The following is an 18,332-nucleotide window of genomic DNA, read 5'->3' as shown; positions in this document are numbered from 1 at the left end:
GACCATCGTAGCCCGACGATCCCCCGCGCTACTGCAGTTCGGATACGGGGGTGGTGAGGTCGATGTGGACGCCGATGCCCTGCAAATTTCCCTGCAGCACCTGCCAGATCGAGACCTCGAGGAACTGCGCCACCGCGTCACTGCCCAGTGTCGACTGCGGATTGCTCAGCCATCGGTTGACGCTCGCGTCGACCAGTCCCACCAATCCGAAGGCCAGCGGCTCCGCAAGATCTGCGTTGTCTGCCACCTTCTCCAGCACGGCCGCCAGCAGGCCGGCGAGCTGGAGTGCGATGGCAGTCTTCGTCCCGGTCACGACACGCGAACCGGTAGTGCGCCTGCTCGGCGACCCGGTGCCGAGGAATTGGTGCAGACGGGGGAATTCGACGATCCACGCCAGGTACGTCTCCACGGCCCGCGCGATGGCTTCACCTACCGTCCCCTCCGGGGTCAGCGTCGGCGCGAGGTCTGCCATCAGACGTTCGATGATGCGTCCGCGGAGCTGCTCGTCGAGGTCGCCCCGGTCGGTGAAGATGCGGTAGACCACCGATCGTGGGACGTCGGCGCGTTGCGCGATCTGCTGCACCCCGACGTCGGGGCCGTCCTCGTTGATGGCCTCCATCGCGGCATCGAGAATCCGGCTTCGGCGTTCCGCCTTGTGATCCTCCCAGCGGGTGGCGCGACCGTCCCCGGTGGGCGAGGTGGCGGTGTCGACTTTGTCCGGCATCCGCCATACGTTACTCACCACGTAGTTGACTGGACAGCACGTCTCACATACTTTTGGTGGACAGCGTGTCACACACACATTTCTCAGGAGCCGCAATGGGTAACAGGGTGTTCGTGGTCGGAGTCGGGATGACAAAGTTCGAGAAGCCCGGCGCACGCGAATGGGACTATCCGGACATGGCGCGGGAGGCCGGCGGCAAGGCGCTGGCCGATGCCGGAATCGACTATTCGCTCGTCGAGCAGGCGTACGTGGGGTATGTGTACGGCGAGTCGACGTCGGGGCAGCGCGCCGTCTACGAACTCGGCCTCACCGGCATCCCGATCATCAACGTCAACAACAACTGTTCGACGGGGTCGACCGCCCTGTTCCTCGCCACGTCGGCGGTCCGGAGCGGCCAGGTCGACTGCGCACTGGCACTCGGCTTCGAGAAGATGCAGGCCGGTTCGCTCGGGTCCACGTACGACGATCGCGAACAGCCGATGATGCGCCACCTCCTCGCGCTCGCGGAACTGCAGGAGTTCGCGATGCCGCCCGCGCCGTACATGTTCGGTGCAGCCGGTAAGGAGCACATGGAGCGATACGGCACCACCGCGGAACAGTTCGCCAGAATCGGCGTCAAGAACCACCGCCACTCACAGAACAACCCCTACGCCCAGTTCCAGGACGAGTACACACTCGACCAGATCCTCGATTCCAAGCAGATCTACGGTCCCCTCACCAAGTTGCAGTGCTCCCCGACGTCCGACGGCTCCGGCGCCGTGATCGTGGCCAGTGAGGACTTCGTCGAGAAGCACGACCTCGCCGGTCAGGCAGTCGAGATCGTCGGGCAATCGATGGTGACCGATCTCCCCAGCACGTTCGAGGACGGGAGTGTGATCAGCCTGGTCGGTGCAGACATGACCCGCACGGCCGCCGCTCGCGTCTACGAACAGGCCGGGATCGGTCCCGAAGACCTCGACGTCATCGAACTGCACGACTGCTTCTCCACCAACGAATTGCTCACCTACGAGGCGCTCGGTCTCTGCGCCGAGGGCGAGGGCGGCAAACTCGTCGACAACGACGACACCACGTATGGCGGACGCTGGGTGGTCAACCCGTCCGGCGGTCTGATTTCCAAGGGACACCCGCTGGGGGCCACCGGACTCGCCCAATGCAGCGAACTCACCTGGCAGCTCAGGGGAACCGCAGACGCACGGCAGGTCGACGGCGCGAGCGTCGCCCTCCAGCACAACATCGGCCTCGGGGGCGCAGTAGTCGTCACCGCGTACCGCGCTCTCTGAATCTTTCCTACCCACCTCGAACACACCTAGGAGTAACTCATGGCTTCCGTTTCCGTCTCTGCTGCGCTTCCCGCCTCCCCCGACAAGGTGTGGGACGAGCTGTCCAACCTGTCCCGCTGGGAAGAGTGGCTCACGATCCACCAGTCGTGGAAGAGCGAGGTCCCCGCCGAGGTGGCTCTCGGATCGAAGTTCACCGAGGTGGTCTCCGTGATGGGCATGGCCAACAAGATCGAGTGGACCGTCACCGAGGTGCAGGTGCCCGAAATGGTCAAAATCTCCGGCACCGGCATGGCGGGTGTCACCGTCGAATTCACGCTGAAGGTCGAGCCGGACGGCGCCGGATCCAAGGCGATCATCGACGCAAGCTTCACCGGCACGATGATCGTCGGCCCCATCGGGAAGGCCGTCGCCAAGAACGCCAAGGCGGATCTGGAGGCGTCCCTGGCCGGGTTCGCCGACATGGTGGGCTGATCCATATGACCACCTCCACAGTCGAATTCGACACGAGTGGTCTCGGCGAGTGGACGGATCCGGAGCGGTTCGAGGTTACTGCCGAGCGCATCGCCGAGTACGCCGCGGCCACCAACGATCCCATCGAACGCCACCTCGCCGGAGAGGTCGCGCCACCGGTGTTCGCCGTGGTGCCGGCGTTCACCTCGATGGCGCCGGCCGCATTATCCGTCGCCCCGGTCGAACTGCTCATGAAGCTCGTGCACGGGGAACAGGATTTCTCCTTCCACCGTCCGATCCGCCCCGGCGACAACCTGGTGGTCCGCGCGAAGCCGATCGGATTCGAGGGGCGGACGAACGGTTCCACCGTCGTCGTGTACGTCGAAACCCGCACAGAGCACGGCGAACTCGTCAACGAGCAGTGGATGACCGCATTCTTCCGGAAGGTCGACGCGGGAGCAGGGCTCGGCGCGCAGGCACCTGCACACCGGTTCGACGAATCCCTTCGCGGGCAGGCGCCGGTAGCGTCGATCACCCAGCACATCGAGGACGACCAAACGTTCCGGTACTCGCCTGCCTCCGGTGATCCGATGCCGATCCACCTGGACGACGAGATCGCGCGGATGTCCGGGCTCCCCGGAATCATCAACCACGGTCTGTGCACCATGGCGTTCACCTCGTGGGCGGCGCTCACCGAACTTGCCGACGGCCGGGTCGAACGCCTCCGCAGGCTCGCGGTGCGGTTCGCCAAGCCAGTCCTGCCCGGCCAGGACATCACCACGCAGTTCCGGCGGGTCGCCGATTCCACGGGCGGGACAACGTCGTACGCCTACGAGACGACCGTCGGCGACGAACTCGTCATCAAGGACGGCCTCGCCGTCATCGCGGACACCGAGTCTTAGGAGTACGTACGCATGGGAACACTCGACGGACGGGTAGCCATCGTCACCGGCGCCGGGCGCGGGATCGGGCGGGAGCACGCACTGCTTTTCGCCCGGGAGGGGGCCGCCGTGGTCGTCAACGACCTCGGTGGCGCGAACGACGGCACCGGCGAGGACGCGGGCCCGGCTCAGCAGGTGGTCGACGAGATCGTCTCCGGCGGCGGTAAAGCCGTGGCGAACACCGACAACGTGGCGTCCTGGGACGGCGCCGAAGCGCTCGTCAATCAGGCGGTCGGGGAGTTCGGTCGGCTCGACGTCCTGGTGAACAACGCGGGCATCCTGCGCGACGCCTTCATCGCGGGAATGTCCGAAAGCCAATGGGACGCCGTCATAGCCGTGCACCTCAAGGGACATGCCGCGACGCTGCATCATGCAGCGGCGTACTGGAAAGCGCAGACCAAGGCGGGCGAGACGGTGAACGCTTCCGTGATCAACACCGCGTCCGCGTCCGGCACGTTCATGCCCAACGCCGGGCAGGGCAACTACGGCGCCGCGAAGGCGGGTATCGCCGCGCTGACGCTCGTCGCAGCCGACGAGCTCGAACGGTACGGCGTCCGGGTCAACGCGATCGCGCCGATCGCCCGCACCCGGCTGACGCTGGCCACTCCCGGTATGGGCGCATTATTCGCCGAAGAGGTGCCGGAAGGTGAGTTCGACGCATTCAGTCCGGCCAACATCTCCCCGCTCGTCGCCCGGCTCGCGGATGCGGACTGCAAGATCACGGGCAAAGTGTTCGCGGTGCAGGGCGGAGCCATCTCCGAACTGGCCGGCTGGCACGACGTGAAGACCATCGAGAGCGACGGCCCGTGGACCGTCGCCGACCTCGCCGACCGGCTCGGCTGAAGGGTTTCGGACATGGCCAAGAATACGTATGAACTGGGCCTCGGGCTCACCGAGGAACATCGTGCCCTCGCCGATTCCGTTCGGGCCTTCGCCGAACGCGCCATCACGTCCGAGCAGGTGCGTGCCGCGGTCGAGTCGAAAGGTGAGGACAAGTTCCCGCCGTTCTGGGACGCACTCGTCGGCCAGGACCTGCTGGGCCTACACATCCCCGAGGACAAGGGCGGCCACGGCGCCGGGCTGCTCACCCTGGCCGTCGCGCTGGAGGCGCTCAGCCGCACGGTGGCCCCCGGCCCATTCGTTCCGACCGCACTGTCCGCCGCCCTCGTCGCAGCCGCGGATTCCAAGGTCGGAATCGAGCTGATTCCTGCCCTTCTCGATGGATCACGCACCGCCGCGGTCGCCTTGGGCACCGCGCTCCACGCGCAGGCGCACGATGGCGGTTACCGGATCGTCGGAAGCGCAGACGCCGTTCTCGGCGGCGAGCACGCCGACATCCTGCTCCTGCCGATCACCGTCGGCAACGACGTGCGCTGGGCCGTCGTCGAGTCGGCAGACGTCACCGTCACCGCGCAGGACAGCATCGACGTACTGCGGGGCTCGGCAAGAATCACGGCAGACGGCGTCCACGTCGGCGCCGATCGGATTCTCGACGGACTGAGTGAACGACGCGTCCGATCGATTGCCGCGGTCGTGCTGGGCGCCGAAGCGATCGGCGTGATGTCGTGGTGTGTCTCCACTGCGGCCGAATACGCGAAGACCCGAGTGCAATTCGGGCGTCCCATCGGACAGTTCCAGGGTGTCAAGCACAAGTGCGCCCACATGGGGATCGCCCTGGAGAAGGCCCGCGCCGTGTTGTGGGATGCCGCGTCCGCCCTCGACAACGGCGACGACACCGCTGATTTCGCCGCGGACATCGCCGCCGTCATCGTTCCCGATGCCGCGGTGCAGTGCGCGCAGGACTGTATCCAGGTCCACGGTGGCATCGGATTCACCTGGGAATATGACGCGCACCTGTATTACCGGCGGGCGCTGGCCATCCGGGGGCTCCTCGGTACCCGCGAGGAGCGGGCTACCCGCGTCGCCGAACAGTCGCTCGCCGGCACCGCCCGCTCTTCCGAACTGGAACTGCCGGACGAGGCCGAGGCGATTCGGACGCAGGTACGGGCGGAACTCGCCCCGCTCGTCGACCTCGACGAGGACGACCAGTTGATTGCCCTCGGCGACGGCGGCTGGGTGCAGCCGCACCTGCCGAAGCCGTACGGCCGCAGCGCGTCTCCGCTCGAGCAGATCGTGATCGCCCAGGAGATCAAGGCGGCCGGAATTCCGATGCCGCAGCTGCTGATGGGCGGCTGGGCGGTGCAGGCCGTCGTCGCCCACGGCACCGAGTCGCAGAAGCAGGATCTCGCTGTCCCCACCCTGCGCGGAGATGTGGTGTGGTGTCAGCTGTTCAGCGAACCGGGGGCCGGCTCCGACCTCGCGTCGCTGACCACGAAGGCGGAGAAGGTCGACGGCGGCTGGAAGGTGACCGGCCAGAAGATCTGGACCACCGTGGCACAGTTCTCCGACTGGGCCATGCTGATCGCCCGCACCGACCCGTCGAAGCCGAAACACGAGGGCATCACCTACTTCGTCCTGGACATGTCGACACCGGGGGTTACCGTCCGGCCGCTGCGCGAGATGACCGGGTCGGCGCTGTTCAACGAGGTGTTCCTCGACGACGTGTTCATCCCGGACGAACACGTGGTCGGGAACGTGAACGACGGCTGGAACGTGGCCCGTACGACCCTCGCGGGCGAGCGGGTGGCACTCAGCCAGAAGATGGAGGCCTACGCCACCGACAAGGACCTGCTCGAATTCGCCCGCGGGCGCAACCTCGGACCGTTGGCGCGGTACCGCGTCGGCGAACTGGTCGCCGAAAGCCAGGCCATCGATCTGATCGGCTCCCGGATTGTGCTGAAGCAGTTGTCGGGGGCGGACGTGAGCACCACGTCGAGTGTCGGCAAGTTACTCGGCATGGGCCTCGGGCAGGCGATCGCCGAGTTCGTCGTCGCTGAACTGGGACCGGCCGGTGCCGTGAGCATTCCGGGTGAGCCGAGCGACAAGGCGATGGAGCAGTTGATCGCCGGCCGGGCCACCACCATCTACGGTGGCACGACCGAGGTGCAGCTCAACGTGATCGGGGAACGCATGCTCGGACTGCCCCGCGACGCGCAGGGGGTGTCGTGACCGGCGGGCCGCTGAGTGGGCTGACCGTCGTCGAGATCGCGAGCCTCGCGCCCGCCCCGTTCGGCTGCATGATCCTCGCCGACCTGGGCGCGGACGTGATCCGCGTCGAACGGGCCGGTGACGGCGGCAGCGGGCTGATGGCACCCTCGGGTGTACTCGACCGCGGGCGACGATCGATCGCCGTGAACCTGCGCACTGCGGAGGGGCTGGAAGCCGTTCTGGCACTTGTCGAGTCAGCCGACATCCTCGTCGAGGGTTTCCGTCCCGGCGTCGCGGAACGGCTGGGCATCGGCCCCGACGACTGTCTGTCCCGCAACCCCGGCCTGATCTACGGGCGCATGACCGGCTGGGGTCAGGACGGCCCCCTCGCGGCGCGGGCCGGGCACGACATCAACTACATCGCGCTCGCGGGCGCGCTCGAACCCATCGGGCGCGCCGGCGAGCGGCCGGTGCCGCCGCTGAACCTGTTGGGCGACTTCGGCGGTGGCGGCCTGATGTTGACGATGGGGATCCTGGCCGCGCTGCACGAGCGTTCCCGGTCGGGCCGCGGACAGGTGGTGGACGCGTCGGTGGTCGACGGGGCGGCGCTGCTGACGGCGTTCGTCCACGGCATGAACGCCGCCGGGCTGTGGCAGGAGGGCCGCGGGCGGAACGTCCTCGACGGGGCCGCCGCGTTCTACGACACCTACGAGTGTGCCGACGGTCTGCACGTGGCGGTCGGGTGCGTCGAACCGCACTTCTACGGTGAACTCCTCGACGTGCTGGGGTTGAGCGGCGAGGATCTGCCGTTGCAGTACGACCTCGATGCGGCGCCGGAACTGAAGAAGCGCCTCGCCGAGGTGTTCGCGACCCGTCCGCGGGACGAATGGGCGGCACTGTTCGCCGATTCCGACGCGTGCGTGTCGCCCGTCCTCTCGCCGTGGGAAGCGCACGAGCACCCCCACAACAAGGAACGGGAGACGTTCGTCGAGGTGGGTGGCATCCGCCAGCCCGCACCGGCACCGCGCTTCAGCCGCACCCCGGCGCCCGTTCCCCGGCCGGCCCCGCGGCCCGGGCAGGACACCGATGCGATCCTCGCGCAGGCCGGCTACGACGCGGCGGGCATCGAGCGCCTGCGCTCGGCGGGTGCCGTCGAGTAGGTGACGGGGACCTATCCGCGATCGGTGTCCGGTGGGAACCCACCGGTCGCGATGGGTCCCCACTCGTCGATGGTGATCCGGATGAGACTTTTGTTCTGCTTCCGCATGGCGTCGCGGTAATCGTTCCAGTCGGGATGCTCGCCGGAGATTCCGCGGAAGTACTCGACCAGAGGCTCGAGTGCATCGGGCATGTCCAGTACCTCGGCCGTGCCGTCGATCTGCACGTAGGCACCGTTGAACTCGTCGGAGAGCACGCACACGCTCACGGCGGGGTCGTGCCGCACGTTCGCGGCCTTGGCGCGCTGCGGGTAGGTGGAGACGACGATCCGTCCCTCCGCGTCGAGTCCCGACGTGACCGGGGAGATCTGCAGGCCCCCGGACCTCTTGCGGGTGATCAGCACGCTCCGGTGCCGGGGACGGACGAAGTCGAGCAACTCCTCACGCGACACGTGCTGTGCGGTAGCGACGGCCATGGTGCACCTTCTCTTGTCGACGGGTCGTTGCCCTCACCCTAGGCGGACCCGGTGACGGGAACTATCAGTCGACGCTCTTGATCGTCTTCATCGTGATCAGCGAGGTGACCCGCGACACCGCCGGGAGTCCCCCGAGTTTCGTCACCATGAACCGCTCGTAGGTGGCAAGGTCGCGTACGGCGACGCGGATGAAGTAGTCGGGGATTCCGAAGAGGCGCCGACATTCGATCACCTCGTCGAACGCAGCCACGCGCGATTCGAACTGCTCGATGGTGGCCTGGTCGTTCACCCCGATTTCGGCCGTGACGATCACCTGGAAGCCACGATCGAGCGCTTCTTGACTGACGACCGCGCGGTAGCCGGTGATGATTCCGTCCGCCTCGAGCTTCTTCACGCGCCGCAGACACGGCGATGGAGTCAGGCCGACGAGATCGGCCAGCTCGGTGTTGGTCAGACTGGAGTCCCGGCGCAGATGCGCCAGAATTGCGTGGTCGATGGCGTCCATTGATCAATTATTGCGCACAAGCCACTGTAGAAGCATTTGTTCGCAATCGCTCACCTCGATGATCGCTATACCTTTGCGTAGTGACCGAATCAGCACCCCACTCGACGGCCGTCGTCGCCGGCGCCGAGGTTCTACCTTCCTCGGAAGTACGCGGCGCTCTCCGAGCCTCACTCCCCGTCGGGGTCGGACTGTTTCCCCTCGGTATCGCCCTCGGGGTCCTCGTCGTACAGCAGGGGCTGAGCCCGTGGTGGGCACTGGTCTTCACGTCACTGATCTATGCCGGTTCTCTCGAATTCGTCGCAGTGGGACTGGTGACCGCGATGACGCCACTGCCCTACATCGCGTTGACGGCACTGCTCGTGAACTTTCGGCACGTCTTCTACGCGCTCAGCTTTCCGCTCGACACGATCAAGGGCCGGGCGGCACGCCTCTACAGCATGTTCGCGCTCACCGACGAGGCCTACGCCATGGCGGTCACCAGCGACCGCAAGACGGTGTCCGGGCGGATGATCGTGTACACACAGCTGTACCTCCACGCCTACTGGATCGGCGGCGCCGGGCTCGGTGCGATTGCCGCGCAATGGATCCCGGACAATATCGTCGGCATGGACTTCGCGCTGACCGCATTGTTCGTCGTACTGTCCATCGAGGCAGTCCGAGCGCAGCGTGGCCTCGCAGTTCCCCTGATGGGCGTCACCTGCGCTGTGGTCGCGCGACTGATCGACGTCGACCACATGCTGCCGCTGGCAATGGGGGCATTCGTGAGTCTGCTCGTCCTTCGATACGTCCTCACTCGGCAGAAGGGTGCCGCAGATGCCTGAGTCGGGTTACCTACTCGCCGCCGTGGCCATCATGGCGATTGTCACCTTCGCCCTCCGCGCCGTCCCGTTCGCGGTTCTCCACCCGCTGCGTTCCTCGGCGCTGGTCGGCTATCTCGGCGTGTTCATGCCGGCCGGAATCATGTCGATCCTGGTGGTCTACTCGCTGAAGAACGTGTCGATCACCGTCCCGGCGCACGGCTTACCCGAACTGCTCGCCGTGGCAACAACGGCTGTGGTGCACCTGTGGCGGAAGAATGCGGTGCTCTCGATCGTGGTCGGGACCGGACTGTACGTGATCCTGATGAACTGGGTGTTCGGCTGAGTAGAGGGCGTATCCGCCGGCACCTCCTGCCTTCGCCCGATACATCGCCGAGTCTGCGCGGCGAACCAACTCTTCCCGCGTGCAATCCGGGTCCGAGAGGGCGATTCCGACGCTGCCACTGATCGGCAATTGGAGGTGTGCAACCTGGTTCAGCATCGCGAGGCTGTCGGTGATGCCCTTGGCGACGGCAATTGCCTCGTCGGCATCCGCCAGGTGCTCGCACACGACGACGAATTCGTCACCCCCGATCCGCGCGACAGTGTCGTCCGGACGCACTGCCGAGCGCAGATGCTCGGCGAGGACGACGAGTACGTCGTCACCACCGGCATGACCGAGACTGTCGTTCTGGATTTTGAAATCGTCGAGGTCGATGAGCAGCAGAGCCATGACCGTACTCTCGCGACGTGCCGCGTCGAGCGCCGAATCGATGCGTCTGCGGGCCAGCGTCAGGTTCGGCAATCCCGTCAGGGGGTCGTGCAAACTCTGGTGCAGCAGTTGCGCTTCCGCCTCGATCCGGCGGATAGCCGCCGACAGCACACCCGTCACCGAGCGGAGAAAGGACAAATCCCGGTCGGTGTAGTCGCGGGGGCGGTGACTGTGCGCGGTGAGAACTCCCCACACGGGGTCGGCACCGATCGGTACACACACCCCGCTCTGTAGTGCACGCCTGGTCATCGCTGTGGTGGAGAAGCGGGTCTCCTGGGTTCTGTCTCGGCACACCACCACCGATTCGGCCGCGGCGGCATATCCCGGCTGTGAGCCCGTACCGGGCGCAAAGCTGGCCGGTCCCGGTGCCGGACCTCGGTACGCGAGAACGGTCAGTTCTTCCCCTCCACCTGAGATCCGGGCAATGGAGGTACAGCGCACACCCATCAGCGCCGTAGCTGCCCTGGTCGCCGCGTCGAGAAGTTCGTCGAGGTCACCGTCGACGGCGAGCTGGCTCAGCTCGGCGATCGCCTGTTGCTCGCGGGCCCGGTACGCGGCCGCCCCGAGCGCGCTGTGCAGCCGGCGTTCTTCGATCTGCGCACTGCGGCGATCGTGCGCAATCGAGGCAATCACCGCCGGACCGGAGTTGTCCGATTCCACCACGAACGTCGAGATCAGCATGGGGATCGGCTCCCCGGTCACGAAGTGGCGGAGCTCGGTGAGCCCGGACCACTCCCCCCGTTCCACGAGTGCCGACTCCACTTCGGGCGCCTGCACCAGACCGACATCGGTGAAGAACTCCGCCGTCGTCCTCGAGTAGGCATCGGCGGCGGTGGTGAAGCCCATGAGGCGGACGCCCGCCGGATTGAGGAAGACGATCCGGCCGGAGACGAATTCCGACAGGACTACCAGCGTCGGGGCCTGCTCGAGGACTGCGAGAAGCATCTGTGAGTTCTGCAGTCGCGATTCCATTGCGGCTCCTCCCTAGCCAGTGGTGCCGTCCACGATATGTCGGATGTAGGCGCGCGTGACGACCGAGCCTGCCTCCGCATCGATCGAGACCACCGATCGACGAACCCGCCCACCCCAACGGCGGTATGTTGCGACGGTGGCAGCCGAGTCACCACTCCTCCTGCGTCACCGGCTCCAGTGGGTCGCGGCGGCGATTCTCCTCGCCCTCGTCTACGCCGCGTCCCTCACCGTCTACGGGTTGAGCAGCAACGCGATCGAGGACGACGCGCCGTTCGCCATCGACGACGACGTGATCATGGTGCTCGTCACCGCGAAGTCGCTGCAGCCGACGGTCGACCGGATGCAGGCAGAGGTGACGATCGCCGCCGGTCAGGATTACCTCCATGCCAACGGCGACACCCTCAACCGAGATATCACTCTCCTACTCGTCCCCAGCACCAGCCACGAGCAGATCGTTTTCCGCGAAGGCACCGCGCCCACCACGTTCGACACCGAGTTCATCGCGAACGGCAACGCCGCCATGTGGCCCTTCGACCGGTTCGAGGTGAATCCGATGGTGGTCGAGGCCTACGAGGGCCTCGGCGCCCAACGCGAATTGGTACCCACGGGTGTTCTCCTGGACGGGCGGGTCGACGGATGGAAGGCGAAGGCCGAACCGGTTGCGGTCGACACCGACATCTCCCGGAACGGCATCGGCGTCGACGTGCGGTTGGCGCGCACAGGCGGAAACCTCATCTACGCCGGAATTCTCCTCCTGATGATGACGACCCTCGCCGTTCTCGCCGCCTTCGTCGCATTGCAGACGTTCCGGCGCAAGCGGGCAGTCGACACCGACATGCTCGGTTGGATGGCCGCGATGCTGTTCGCCGTCGTACCCCTGCGCGGGATCCTGCCGGGCAGCCCGCCGATCGGGTCGTGGGTCGACATTGCGCTCACCGTCTGGGTGGTGTCCACGCTGGTCGCGTCACTCGCCCTGTTCGTCTTTTGCTGGTGGCGCGACAGCGAGCCCGCGAAAGGAACGTGACCGCGCTACGAGCAGCAGTTCGGATCCAGCACGAAGCGCAGCGCCTCGAGCGCGTCGCGTTGTGGACGGTAATAGACGTTCATTCCGCGCCGGGTGGGGACCACCATGCCCGCCTTCTTCAGTTGCCCCAGGTGATGACTGACGGTCGATTCGGATACACCGACACCGTCGGCGAGGTCGCACGTACAGACCTCACCCTCGCTGGCGGACAACAGGATCGACATCAGCTTGATGCGCACCGGATCGGCAAGAGCCTTGAGCCGCACCGCAACCTCGAGCGCCCCATCGTCCGAGATGGGCCCCGACGCGACGGGGGCGCAGCAGAGTGGTGACGTCGCATCGATCAGGGGCAAGGCCTTGGGCATGAACCCATTGTGCCCACCTTCTTGACATACGTCAAAAAGGTGGCGCATAGTGAGGAAGTAATTCGATATACATCGAAAAGGTGGAGGATCTCATGTCCCGCGTACAGCTCGCCCTCAACGTCGACGACCTCGGTCAGGCCGTCTCGTTCTACTCCAAGCTCTTCGGCACAGCGCCCGCGAAACTGAAGGAGGGTTACGCCAATTTCGCCATCGCCGAGCCCCCGCTCAAGCTCGTGTTGTTCGAAAACCCCGGTGCGGGCGGCACCATCAATCACCTTGGCGTCGAGGTGGAATCGAGTGAGGCCGTGCACTCGGAAATCGCCAGGCTGACCGAGGAAGGGTTGTTCACCGAGGAAGTGCTCGGGACCACCTGTTGCTTCGCCAGCCAGGACAAGGTGTGGGTCACCGGGCCCGCCGGCGAAAAATGGGAGGTGTATACGGTGCTCGCAGACAGCGACACGTTCCGCAATGCGACCACCTCCGAGCAGGATGCCCCGACCGCGTGCTGTGGGTCGTAATCCCTCACACTCAGGGGTCTCCGATCCGCCGGCGCGAGCTCACCACTCCGCGCCGGCGGATCAGTCGAGCGCGAACAGTGCCGCAGCGTTGTCGTGACACACCGAGCGAAGCCAGTCCTCACCGAGATCGAACCGGGTCAGACCCTCGAGTGCGTCCAGGTACGCATACGGGATGTTGGGATAGTCGCTTCCGAACAGGATGCGTTCCTGCAGATCGGACAGCCGGTGTACAGCGTCACGCGGAAACGGGGTCGCCTCCTCGGTGTAATCGGTGAACGCCATCGTGGTGTCGAGGTACACACCGGAATAGCGTCCCGCGAGCTCGAGGAACTCCCGATACTCGGGCAGGCCCATGTGGGCGATGATCAGGCGCAGTCGGGGGTACCGCGCCAGCAATTCGCCGATCGGCTCGGGGCCGGTGTACTTGCCTGGCGCGGGACCGGATCCGCAATGGATGACCACCGGCACACCCGCGTCCTGCAACGCTCCCCACACCGGGTCGAGCAACGGGTCGCCCGGTGAGTAATCGCCGACCTGAATGTGGGATTTGAACACCCGGGTGCCCGACTCGATTGCCTCGGACACGTACGCGGCCGCGGATTCTTCCGGATAGAACGTCGCCGTCCGGAGGCAGTCGGGCGTGTGGTGGGCAAAGTCGGCTGCCCACTGATTCAGCCACGCGGCCATCTCCGGCTTGTGCGGATAGATCATGGACGTGAACCGCCGAACACCGAACGCGCGAAGTTGCTCGACGCGCACGTCTTCCTCGTGCCGGTAGCGGATCGGCCACGCTCGCCCGGTGAGGGGACCCACCGCGTCGAAGTACCGCCAGACCTTCTCCATCACGTTGGCGGGCATGAAGTGGGTGTGGACGTCGACGATGCCGGGCAACCCCAGCGCCCGCCAGAACTCCCGTACGCGCAGATCCTCGGTCACGACTTCTCCTCGATACAGACTTTTCCCGGTACCGGGTGAACCGACAGGATCAGAACAGGGTGAACGCTTTTTCGGCCGCCGCAGGGGCCGCGACCACGGGTGTAGTGGGAGCCGGAGGTGGCGCAGCTGCCGGCTCACCGGATGCGACGGCCCGTGCCGCCTCACCGGCGAGTACGTCTGCCATCTCGTTGTAGTGGTTGCCGACGTGACCGCGTACCCAACGGAACCGCACGGGTCCGGAACGCTCGATGATGGCCTGGTCGATGGCCTGGACCAACGGAAGATTCTTCACCGGGGCACCGGCCGCAGTCTTCCAGCCCTTCCGCTTCCAACCGGGCAGCCATTCCGATGCGCACTTGATGGCGTACTGGGAATCCGACTCGATCAGGAGCGGATCGGGTCCGGGATGCGCGGTGATCGCCTCGAGCAGCGCCCGCAGCTCGGCGATCTGGTTGGTTCCCGAGGGTTCACCACCGGATCGGCTGGGACCTTCGTGATTGACCCATGCCCAGCCGATCGCCCCACCGGGGTTACGCAGACAGGATCCGTCGGTACTCACGATGATCATGGCTGGGACTTTACGTGCGCGCCCCGACAACCGCCGGTAGCGGTGGCCGACATGTCGCCGAAGGACGGATACGCTGCTTGCGATGACGGCTTCGCTGGAGGTGGTCGAGACCACCGTGACCGCGCGGCGTCCACTGGACGTCGCGATGACGTTGCACCCCCTTCAGCGCGGTAAGGGCGACCCCTGTCACCGGCGTGCGGTCGACGGCTCCATCTGGCGGACGTCGGTGCAACCGTCCGGTCCGGTCACCTATCGCCTCACGCAAAGCGACCGGCACACCGTCCACTGTCAGGCCTGGGGCGAGGGTGCCCGAGAGTTGGCGGATGGGCTGAACCGTCTCGTCGGCGAGCAGGACGAGTGCGAAGACTTCGCGCCGGAGCACCCGATCCTCGCCGAGGCCCACCGACGCTTCCCGCACCTGCGTCTGGGGCGCACCGACCGGGTGCTGGAAGCCCTGGTCCCGGCCATCCTCGAGCAGCGGGTCCATGGCATCGCCGCGTTCGCGTCGTGGCGGCGTCTGGTGTGGAAATTCGGCACACCCGCCCCCGGCCCGGCGCCCGACGGAATGCGGGTGCCTCCCACCGCGCCCGTGTGGCGGCGAGTCCCGTCGTGGGAGTTCCACCGCGCGAACGTGGACCCCGGCCGTGCCCGCACCATCGTGCGTTGCGCCCAGGTCGCGGACCGTCTGGAGAAGATCGTCGACCTGTCCCCGGAGGAAGCGACCCGCCGCTTGATGTCCATCCCAGGGGTCGGAATTTGGACCGCGGCCGAGGTGTCGCAACGTGCGCTCGGCGATGCGGACGCTCTGTCCGTCGGCGACTACCACCTGGCGTCGATGGTCGGGTGGTCGTTACTCGGCAAGCCCCTCGACGACGCCGAGATGGTGGCGTACCTGGAACCGGTTCGCCCGCATCGTTATCGCGCCGTGCGGTTGCTGCTGGTCAGTGGCAACGCAATCAAACCCAAGTTCGGACCGCGAACCCCCGTCGTGGACCACAGCTGGCACTGAGAGTTCGGTGGTGGCAGAACACCGCTGTCGCCTGACCCATGAACACCTGTTCAAGTGTTCACACGAGAAACTAGACTGCAGAGACGGGACAGCTGCCGGCTGAGGAGGGTGACATGGAGTCCGTAGCCATGCACATGAGTGACGGGCTGATCAATGCCCCGACGTCCGTCCTGTTCCTCGCTATCGCGGCGGCGGGACTCGCGGTCGCCGCGTGGCGGGCCCGCTCCGAACTCGACGATCGCACCGCCCCCATGGCCGGTCTCGTAGCCGCCTTCATCTTCGCGGTGCAGATGGTGAATTTCCCCGTCCTTCCCGGTGTGAGCGGACATCTCCTCGGTGGTGCACTGGCGGCCATTCTCGTGGGGCCCTACACGGGTGCGCTGTGCATCGCGATCGTCCTGATCGTGCAGGCCCTGCTCTTCGCGGACGGTGGGCTGACAGCCTTGGGTGCGAACATCACGAACATGGCGATCGTCGGGGTGACGGTAGGCTACGTCGTCGCGCTTGTTCTGCGCCGACTCGCGCGCCCCGAGGATCTTCGTCTCCGCGTGCTCGGCGCTCTCGCATTCACCGCTGCGCTGTGCGGAACCGTCGCGGCGTCGATGGGCTTCGTCCTCGAGTACGCCATCGGCGGTCAGCCCGCTGCCGGCGGCGCCACTGCGCTCGGCTCGGTGGCGGCCTACGTTGTCGGCGCCCACATCTTGATCGGAATCGGCGAAGGAATTATCACCGCCCTCACAGTCACGGCGGTGGCCAGGGCCCGACCCGACCTCGTGTATCTGCTCCGGACCGCGCCGCGCGACGTGGCGGTGGGCGCATGAGCGTGTCGACGCGGTCCCCTCGCCGCTTCCTTCTCGGGTTCGCTCTCGCGGTCCTGCTCATTGCCGGGGTCCTGTCCACTCTGGCGAGCTCGAGTCCGGACGGCCTCGACGCTGCCACGACACGCGGATGCGACACCGTCGAGACCGACACCGGCGCGGCACTGGTCGGGGACTGCATTGCGAAGAACGCCGAGGACCACCACTTGTCGGCGTCCCCGCTCGCCGACTACACGGTGAGCGGACGATCCGGCTTCACCGGCGTGGCCGGAATCATCGGTGCGGCCGCGACCTTCGTCGTCGCGGCCGCCGCATTCCGGCTCCTCGCCCGCGGACGGCGTCACCGAGCCGGACCCTGATCATGAGTTCCGGTCACGCGCAGCCGCTCTATCTCGACGGCACATCCGCAGTTCACCGACTCCCCGTCGAGGTGAAGATCGTGTGCGCGGTGGTGACGGTGTTCGCGGTGGTGGCCACGCCCCGCGAGGCGTTCTGGGCCTTCGCCGCGTACCTCGCAGTCCTGGTGGTGGTGTGGCACATCGCCGGAATCGCTCTGACCTGGCTCGCCCCGCGCATGTTGATCGAACTGCCCTTCGTTACATTGGCCCTGTTGCTGCCGTTCGCGGAGGGCGGCGAGCAGACGACGGTCCTCGGATTGTCGCTGTCGGTGGCCGGACTGCACGCCGCGTGGGGGATCCTGGTGAAAGGCACTCTCGGCGTGCTGGTGTCACTCACGCTCGCCGCCACCACCCCCGCCCGCGATCTGCCGGTGGGACTTGCCCATCTGCACGTGCCCGCCATGTTCACCACGATCGTGGTCCTCATGCTGCGGTACCTCGACCTACTCACCTCGGAGGTCGCCCGGATGCGCACCGCACGCTTGTCCCGGGGTGACGATCCGCGAACACTTCGCCAGATCGGCGCCACCGCGCAGGGTGTGGGCGGATTGTTCGTCCGTTCCTACGAGCGGGGCGAGCGCGTCCACCTGGCCATGCTGTCGCGCGGGTTCACGGGCGCGGTTCCCACAGTCGGTGCTCCTCCGGCGTCCGCCGCGGCGTGGTCGGCCGGCCTCGTCCCTGCCGTCTGCGCGGTGGGTATCTGCCTCGCGGCCTGGACCCTCCGATGACGGCCGCCGTGCACCTCGACGGTGTGTCGTACTCCTACCCGGACGGCAGGAAGGCACTCGACCGAATCGACCTCACTGTGAGCCCGGGCGAACGGGTAGCGGTTCTCGGCCCGAACGGTGCCGGCAAAACCACTCTGATGCTGCACCTCAACGGGATTCTGACCGCCTCGGACGGTCGGGTCACCATCGGCGGCGTACCGGTGTCGCGCAACACCGACCGGAACACGCTGCGCGAGGTGCGGCGGCGGGTCGGCATCGTCTTCCAGGACCCCGACGATCAGCTCTTCATGCCCTCCGTCGCGCAGGACGTCGCCTTCGGCCCGGCAAATTTCGGTGTCACCGGTGCGGCACTCGGCGACCGGGTCCGCACCGCGCTGGCCGCTGTCGACATGACGTCGCATGCCGAGCGCAATCCCGTCCATCTGTCGGTGGGGCAACGGCGCCGGGTCGCCCTGGCCACCGTCCTCGCGTGCGCTCCGGACGTACTGGTGCTGGACGAGCCGTCGAGCAATCTCGATCCGGTTGCCCGGCGTGAACTGGCCGAAGTCCTGCTCGCGGTGGACACCACCCAACTGCTGGTAACCCATGACCTTCCGTACGCTGCGCAGTTGTGCACCCGCGCGGTGATTCTCGACGAAGGCCAGGTGGTGGCGGACGGACCGATCCTCGACCTGCTCGCCGAGACAGAACTGCTCGCCCGCCACCGCCTCGAGTTGCCGTGGGGTTTCCAGCTTCCCGGACGCTCGACCGACTCCGGCGCGAATGTGCACTGGGAGCAACCGAAACGGGGACATCGGCTACCGCGGTAGGTCACCATGAGGGGACCACCCACACCGGAGGTCAGCG

General features: G+C 66.6%; 21 protein-coding genes and 1 pseudogene. 15 read left to right on the top strand and 7 right to left on the bottom strand.

Annotation, left to right across the window (positions count from 1 at the left end; genetic code table 11):
* Window positions 1-28: 28 nt before the first annotated feature.
* Window positions 29-724 carry a TetR/AcrR family transcriptional regulator gene (locus tag ACH49N_RS15170; protein ID WP_250769554.1) on the bottom strand — a complete coding sequence of 232 codons (696 nt, stop codon included), beginning with the start codon at window positions 722-724 and terminating at the stop codon, window positions 29-31.
* A 95-nt stretch (window positions 725-819) separates the two neighbouring features.
* On the opposite strand from ACH49N_RS15170, the gene ACH49N_RS15165 reads away from it, so the two are divergent.
* Genes ACH49N_RS15165 through ACH49N_RS15140 form a run of 6 tightly spaced genes read left to right on the top strand, consistent with a single transcriptional unit; the run spans window position 820 to window position 7,603 of the window.
* Window positions 820-2,004 (top strand): lipid-transfer protein, encoded by a 1,185-nt coding sequence (locus ACH49N_RS15165; protein ID WP_358273060.1) that lies wholly within the window; start codon window positions 820-822, stop codon window positions 2,002-2,004.
* Window positions 2,005-2,043: 39 nt separating this feature from the next.
* Entirely contained in the window at window positions 2,044-2,475 is a 432-nt protein-coding gene (locus ACH49N_RS15160; RefSeq protein ID WP_109333505.1) for an SRPBCC family protein, read from the top strand.
* 5 nt (window positions 2,476-2,480) lie between these two features.
* Window positions 2,481-3,356, top strand: coding sequence for a MaoC/PaaZ C-terminal domain-containing protein (locus tag ACH49N_RS15155; RefSeq protein ID WP_358273062.1), 876 nt, complete (start codon window positions 2,481-2,483; stop codon window positions 3,354-3,356).
* A 12-nt stretch (window positions 3,357-3,368) separates the two neighbouring features.
* Window positions 3,369-4,238 carry an SDR family oxidoreductase gene (locus tag ACH49N_RS15150; RefSeq protein WP_358273063.1) on the top strand — a complete coding sequence of 290 codons (870 nt, stop codon included), beginning with the start codon at window positions 3,369-3,371 and terminating at the stop codon, window positions 4,236-4,238.
* 12 nt (window positions 4,239-4,250) lie between these two features.
* Window positions 4,251-6,464: an acyl-CoA dehydrogenase gene (locus ACH49N_RS15145; RefSeq protein ID WP_358273065.1), complete on the top strand. Its 2,214-nt coding sequence runs from the start codon at window positions 4,251-4,253 to the stop codon at window positions 6,462-6,464.
* On the top strand, window positions 6,461-7,603 hold the full coding sequence (locus tag ACH49N_RS15140) for a CaiB/BaiF CoA-transferase family protein (RefSeq protein WP_358273066.1): 1,143 nt from the start codon (window positions 6,461-6,463) through the stop codon (window positions 7,601-7,603). The genes ACH49N_RS15145 and ACH49N_RS15140 overlap by 4 nt, the downstream gene beginning before the upstream one ends.
* 11 nt (window positions 7,604-7,614) lie before the next feature.
* On the opposite strand, the gene ACH49N_RS15135 is transcribed toward ACH49N_RS15140, so the two are convergent.
* Window positions 7,615-8,076 (bottom strand): PPOX class F420-dependent oxidoreductase, encoded by a 462-nt coding sequence (locus tag ACH49N_RS15135; protein ID WP_159923922.1) that lies wholly within the window; start codon window positions 8,074-8,076, stop codon window positions 7,615-7,617.
* Window positions 8,077-8,140: 64 nt separating this feature from the next.
* The gene (locus ACH49N_RS15130; RefSeq protein WP_109333515.1) at window positions 8,141-8,581 is read right to left on the bottom strand and encodes an Lrp/AsnC family transcriptional regulator; all 441 of its coding nucleotides are present in this window, start codon (window positions 8,579-8,581) and stop codon (window positions 8,141-8,143) included.
* An 80-nt stretch (window positions 8,582-8,661) separates the two neighbouring features.
* Between ACH49N_RS15130 and ACH49N_RS15125 the strand changes: the two genes are divergently transcribed.
* On the top strand, window positions 8,662-9,402 hold the full coding sequence (locus tag ACH49N_RS15125) for an AzlC family ABC transporter permease (RefSeq protein ID WP_358273068.1): 741 nt from the start codon (window positions 8,662-8,664) through the stop codon (window positions 9,400-9,402).
* Window positions 9,395-9,724: a branched-chain amino acid transporter permease gene (locus ACH49N_RS15120; protein ID WP_159923918.1), complete on the top strand. Its 330-nt coding sequence runs from the start codon at window positions 9,395-9,397 to the stop codon at window positions 9,722-9,724. Before ACH49N_RS15125 ends, ACH49N_RS15120 begins: the two co-directional genes overlap by 8 nt.
* On the opposite strand, the pseudogene ACH49N_RS15115 reads toward ACH49N_RS15120, so the two are convergent.
* Window positions 9,725-11,122 (bottom strand): annotated as a pseudogene (locus ACH49N_RS15115) (diguanylate cyclase domain-containing protein); the annotation flags it as partial.
* A 136-nt stretch (window positions 11,123-11,258) separates the two neighbouring features.
* On the opposite strand from ACH49N_RS15115, the gene ACH49N_RS15110 reads away from it, so the two are divergent.
* Entirely contained in the window at window positions 11,259-12,146 is an 888-nt protein-coding gene (locus ACH49N_RS15110; protein ID WP_250769563.1) for a DUF4436 family protein, read from the top strand.
* A 5-nt stretch (window positions 12,147-12,151) separates the two neighbouring features.
* Here ACH49N_RS15110 and ACH49N_RS15105 read toward each other — a convergent pair whose 3' ends face one another.
* Window positions 12,152-12,511 (bottom strand): Rv2640c family ArsR-like transcriptional regulator, encoded by a 360-nt coding sequence (locus ACH49N_RS15105; RefSeq protein ID WP_109333523.1) that lies wholly within the window; start codon window positions 12,509-12,511, stop codon window positions 12,152-12,154.
* A 92-nt stretch (window positions 12,512-12,603) separates the two neighbouring features.
* On the opposite strand from ACH49N_RS15105, the gene ACH49N_RS15100 reads away from it, so the two are divergent.
* Entirely contained in the window at window positions 12,604-13,029 is a 426-nt protein-coding gene (locus ACH49N_RS15100) for an ArsI/CadI family heavy metal resistance metalloenzyme (protein ID WP_358273070.1), read from the top strand.
* A 60-nt stretch (window positions 13,030-13,089) separates the two neighbouring features.
* On the opposite strand, the gene ACH49N_RS15095 is transcribed toward ACH49N_RS15100, so the two are convergent.
* Window positions 13,090-13,965, bottom strand: coding sequence for an amidohydrolase family protein (locus ACH49N_RS15095; RefSeq protein ID WP_358273071.1), 876 nt, complete (start codon window positions 13,963-13,965; stop codon window positions 13,090-13,092).
* Window positions 13,966-14,014: 49 nt separating this feature from the next.
* On the bottom strand, window positions 14,015-14,533 hold the full coding sequence (locus ACH49N_RS15090) for a ribonuclease H (protein ID WP_358273073.1): 519 nt from the start codon (window positions 14,531-14,533) through the stop codon (window positions 14,015-14,017).
* A gap of 82 nt (window positions 14,534-14,615) precedes the next feature.
* Between ACH49N_RS15090 and ACH49N_RS15085 the strand changes: the two genes are divergently transcribed.
* From ACH49N_RS15085 to ACH49N_RS15065, 5 genes are all read left to right on the top strand, one after another.
* Window positions 14,616-15,542 (top strand): DNA-3-methyladenine glycosylase 2 family protein, encoded by a 927-nt coding sequence (locus ACH49N_RS15085; RefSeq protein ID WP_358273074.1) that lies wholly within the window; start codon window positions 14,616-14,618, stop codon window positions 15,540-15,542.
* 113 nt (window positions 15,543-15,655) lie between these two features.
* Window positions 15,656-16,363, top strand: a complete 708-nt coding sequence (locus ACH49N_RS15080) for an energy-coupling factor ABC transporter permease (RefSeq protein WP_317767585.1) — start codon at window positions 15,656-15,658, stop codon at window positions 16,361-16,363.
* Between the two features lie 2 nt (window positions 16,364-16,365).
* Window positions 16,366-16,719 (top strand): PDGLE domain-containing protein, encoded by a 354-nt coding sequence (locus ACH49N_RS15075; protein ID WP_358273269.1) that lies wholly within the window; start codon window positions 16,366-16,368, stop codon window positions 16,717-16,719.
* A 2-nt stretch (window positions 16,720-16,721) separates the two neighbouring features.
* The gene (gene cbiQ / locus ACH49N_RS15070; protein WP_358273076.1) at window positions 16,722-17,486 is read left to right on the top strand and encodes a cobalt ECF transporter T component CbiQ; all 765 of its coding nucleotides are present in this window, start codon (window positions 16,722-16,724) and stop codon (window positions 17,484-17,486) included.
* On the top strand, window positions 17,483-18,295 hold the full coding sequence (locus ACH49N_RS15065; protein WP_358273078.1) for an ABC transporter ATP-binding protein: 813 nt from the start codon (window positions 17,483-17,485) through the stop codon (window positions 18,293-18,295). The genes cbiQ and ACH49N_RS15065 overlap by 4 nt, the downstream gene beginning before the upstream one ends.
* The last annotated feature ends 37 nt before the right edge of the window (window positions 18,296-18,332 follow it).

This window comes from Rhodococcus sp. NPDC019647 (assembly GCF_044389235.1).
Taxonomy (GTDB): Bacteria; Actinomycetota; Actinomycetes; order Mycobacteriales; family Mycobacteriaceae; genus Rhodococcus_F; species Rhodococcus_F oxybenzonivorans.
The sequence above is the reverse complement of the archived record's forward strand: the minus strand, read 5'-3'. Positions and strand labels throughout refer to the sequence as shown.

Coding starts and splice junctions, on each gene's coding strand:
- ACH49N_RS15170 (WP_250769554.1), bottom strand. CDS start 724: ATGCCGGACAAAGTCGACACCGCCACCTCGCCCACCGGGGACGGTCGC.
- ACH49N_RS15165 (WP_358273060.1), top strand. CDS start 820: ATGGGTAACAGGGTGTTCGTGGTCGGAGTCGGGATGACAAAGTTCGAG.
- ACH49N_RS15160 (WP_109333505.1), top strand. CDS start 2,044: ATGGCTTCCGTTTCCGTCTCTGCTGCGCTTCCCGCCTCCCCCGACAAG.
- ACH49N_RS15155 (WP_358273062.1), top strand. CDS start 2,481: ATGACCACCTCCACAGTCGAATTCGACACGAGTGGTCTCGGCGAGTGG.
- ACH49N_RS15150 (WP_358273063.1), top strand. CDS start 3,369: ATGGGAACACTCGACGGACGGGTAGCCATCGTCACCGGCGCCGGGCGC.
- ACH49N_RS15145 (WP_358273065.1), top strand. CDS start 4,251: ATGGCCAAGAATACGTATGAACTGGGCCTCGGGCTCACCGAGGAACAT.
- ACH49N_RS15135 (WP_159923922.1), bottom strand. CDS start 8,076: ATGGCCGTCGCTACCGCACAGCACGTGTCGCGTGAGGAGTTGCTCGAC.
- ACH49N_RS15130 (WP_109333515.1), bottom strand. CDS start 8,581: ATGGACGCCATCGACCACGCAATTCTGGCGCATCTGCGCCGGGACTCC.
- ACH49N_RS15120 (WP_159923918.1), top strand. CDS start 9,395: ATGCCTGAGTCGGGTTACCTACTCGCCGCCGTGGCCATCATGGCGATT.
- ACH49N_RS15105 (WP_109333523.1), bottom strand. CDS start 12,511: ATGCCCAAGGCCTTGCCCCTGATCGATGCGACGTCACCACTCTGCTGC.
- ACH49N_RS15100 (WP_358273070.1), top strand. CDS start 12,604: ATGTCCCGCGTACAGCTCGCCCTCAACGTCGACGACCTCGGTCAGGCC.
- ACH49N_RS15090 (WP_358273073.1), bottom strand. CDS start 14,533: ATGATCATCGTGAGTACCGACGGATCCTGTCTGCGTAACCCCGGTGGG.
- ACH49N_RS15085 (WP_358273074.1), top strand. CDS start 14,616: ATGACGGCTTCGCTGGAGGTGGTCGAGACCACCGTGACCGCGCGGCGT.
- ACH49N_RS15080 (WP_317767585.1), top strand. CDS start 15,656: ATGGAGTCCGTAGCCATGCACATGAGTGACGGGCTGATCAATGCCCCG.
- cbiQ (WP_358273076.1), top strand. CDS start 16,722: ATGAGTTCCGGTCACGCGCAGCCGCTCTATCTCGACGGCACATCCGCA.
- ACH49N_RS15065 (WP_358273078.1), top strand. CDS start 17,483: ATGACGGCCGCCGTGCACCTCGACGGTGTGTCGTACTCCTACCCGGAC.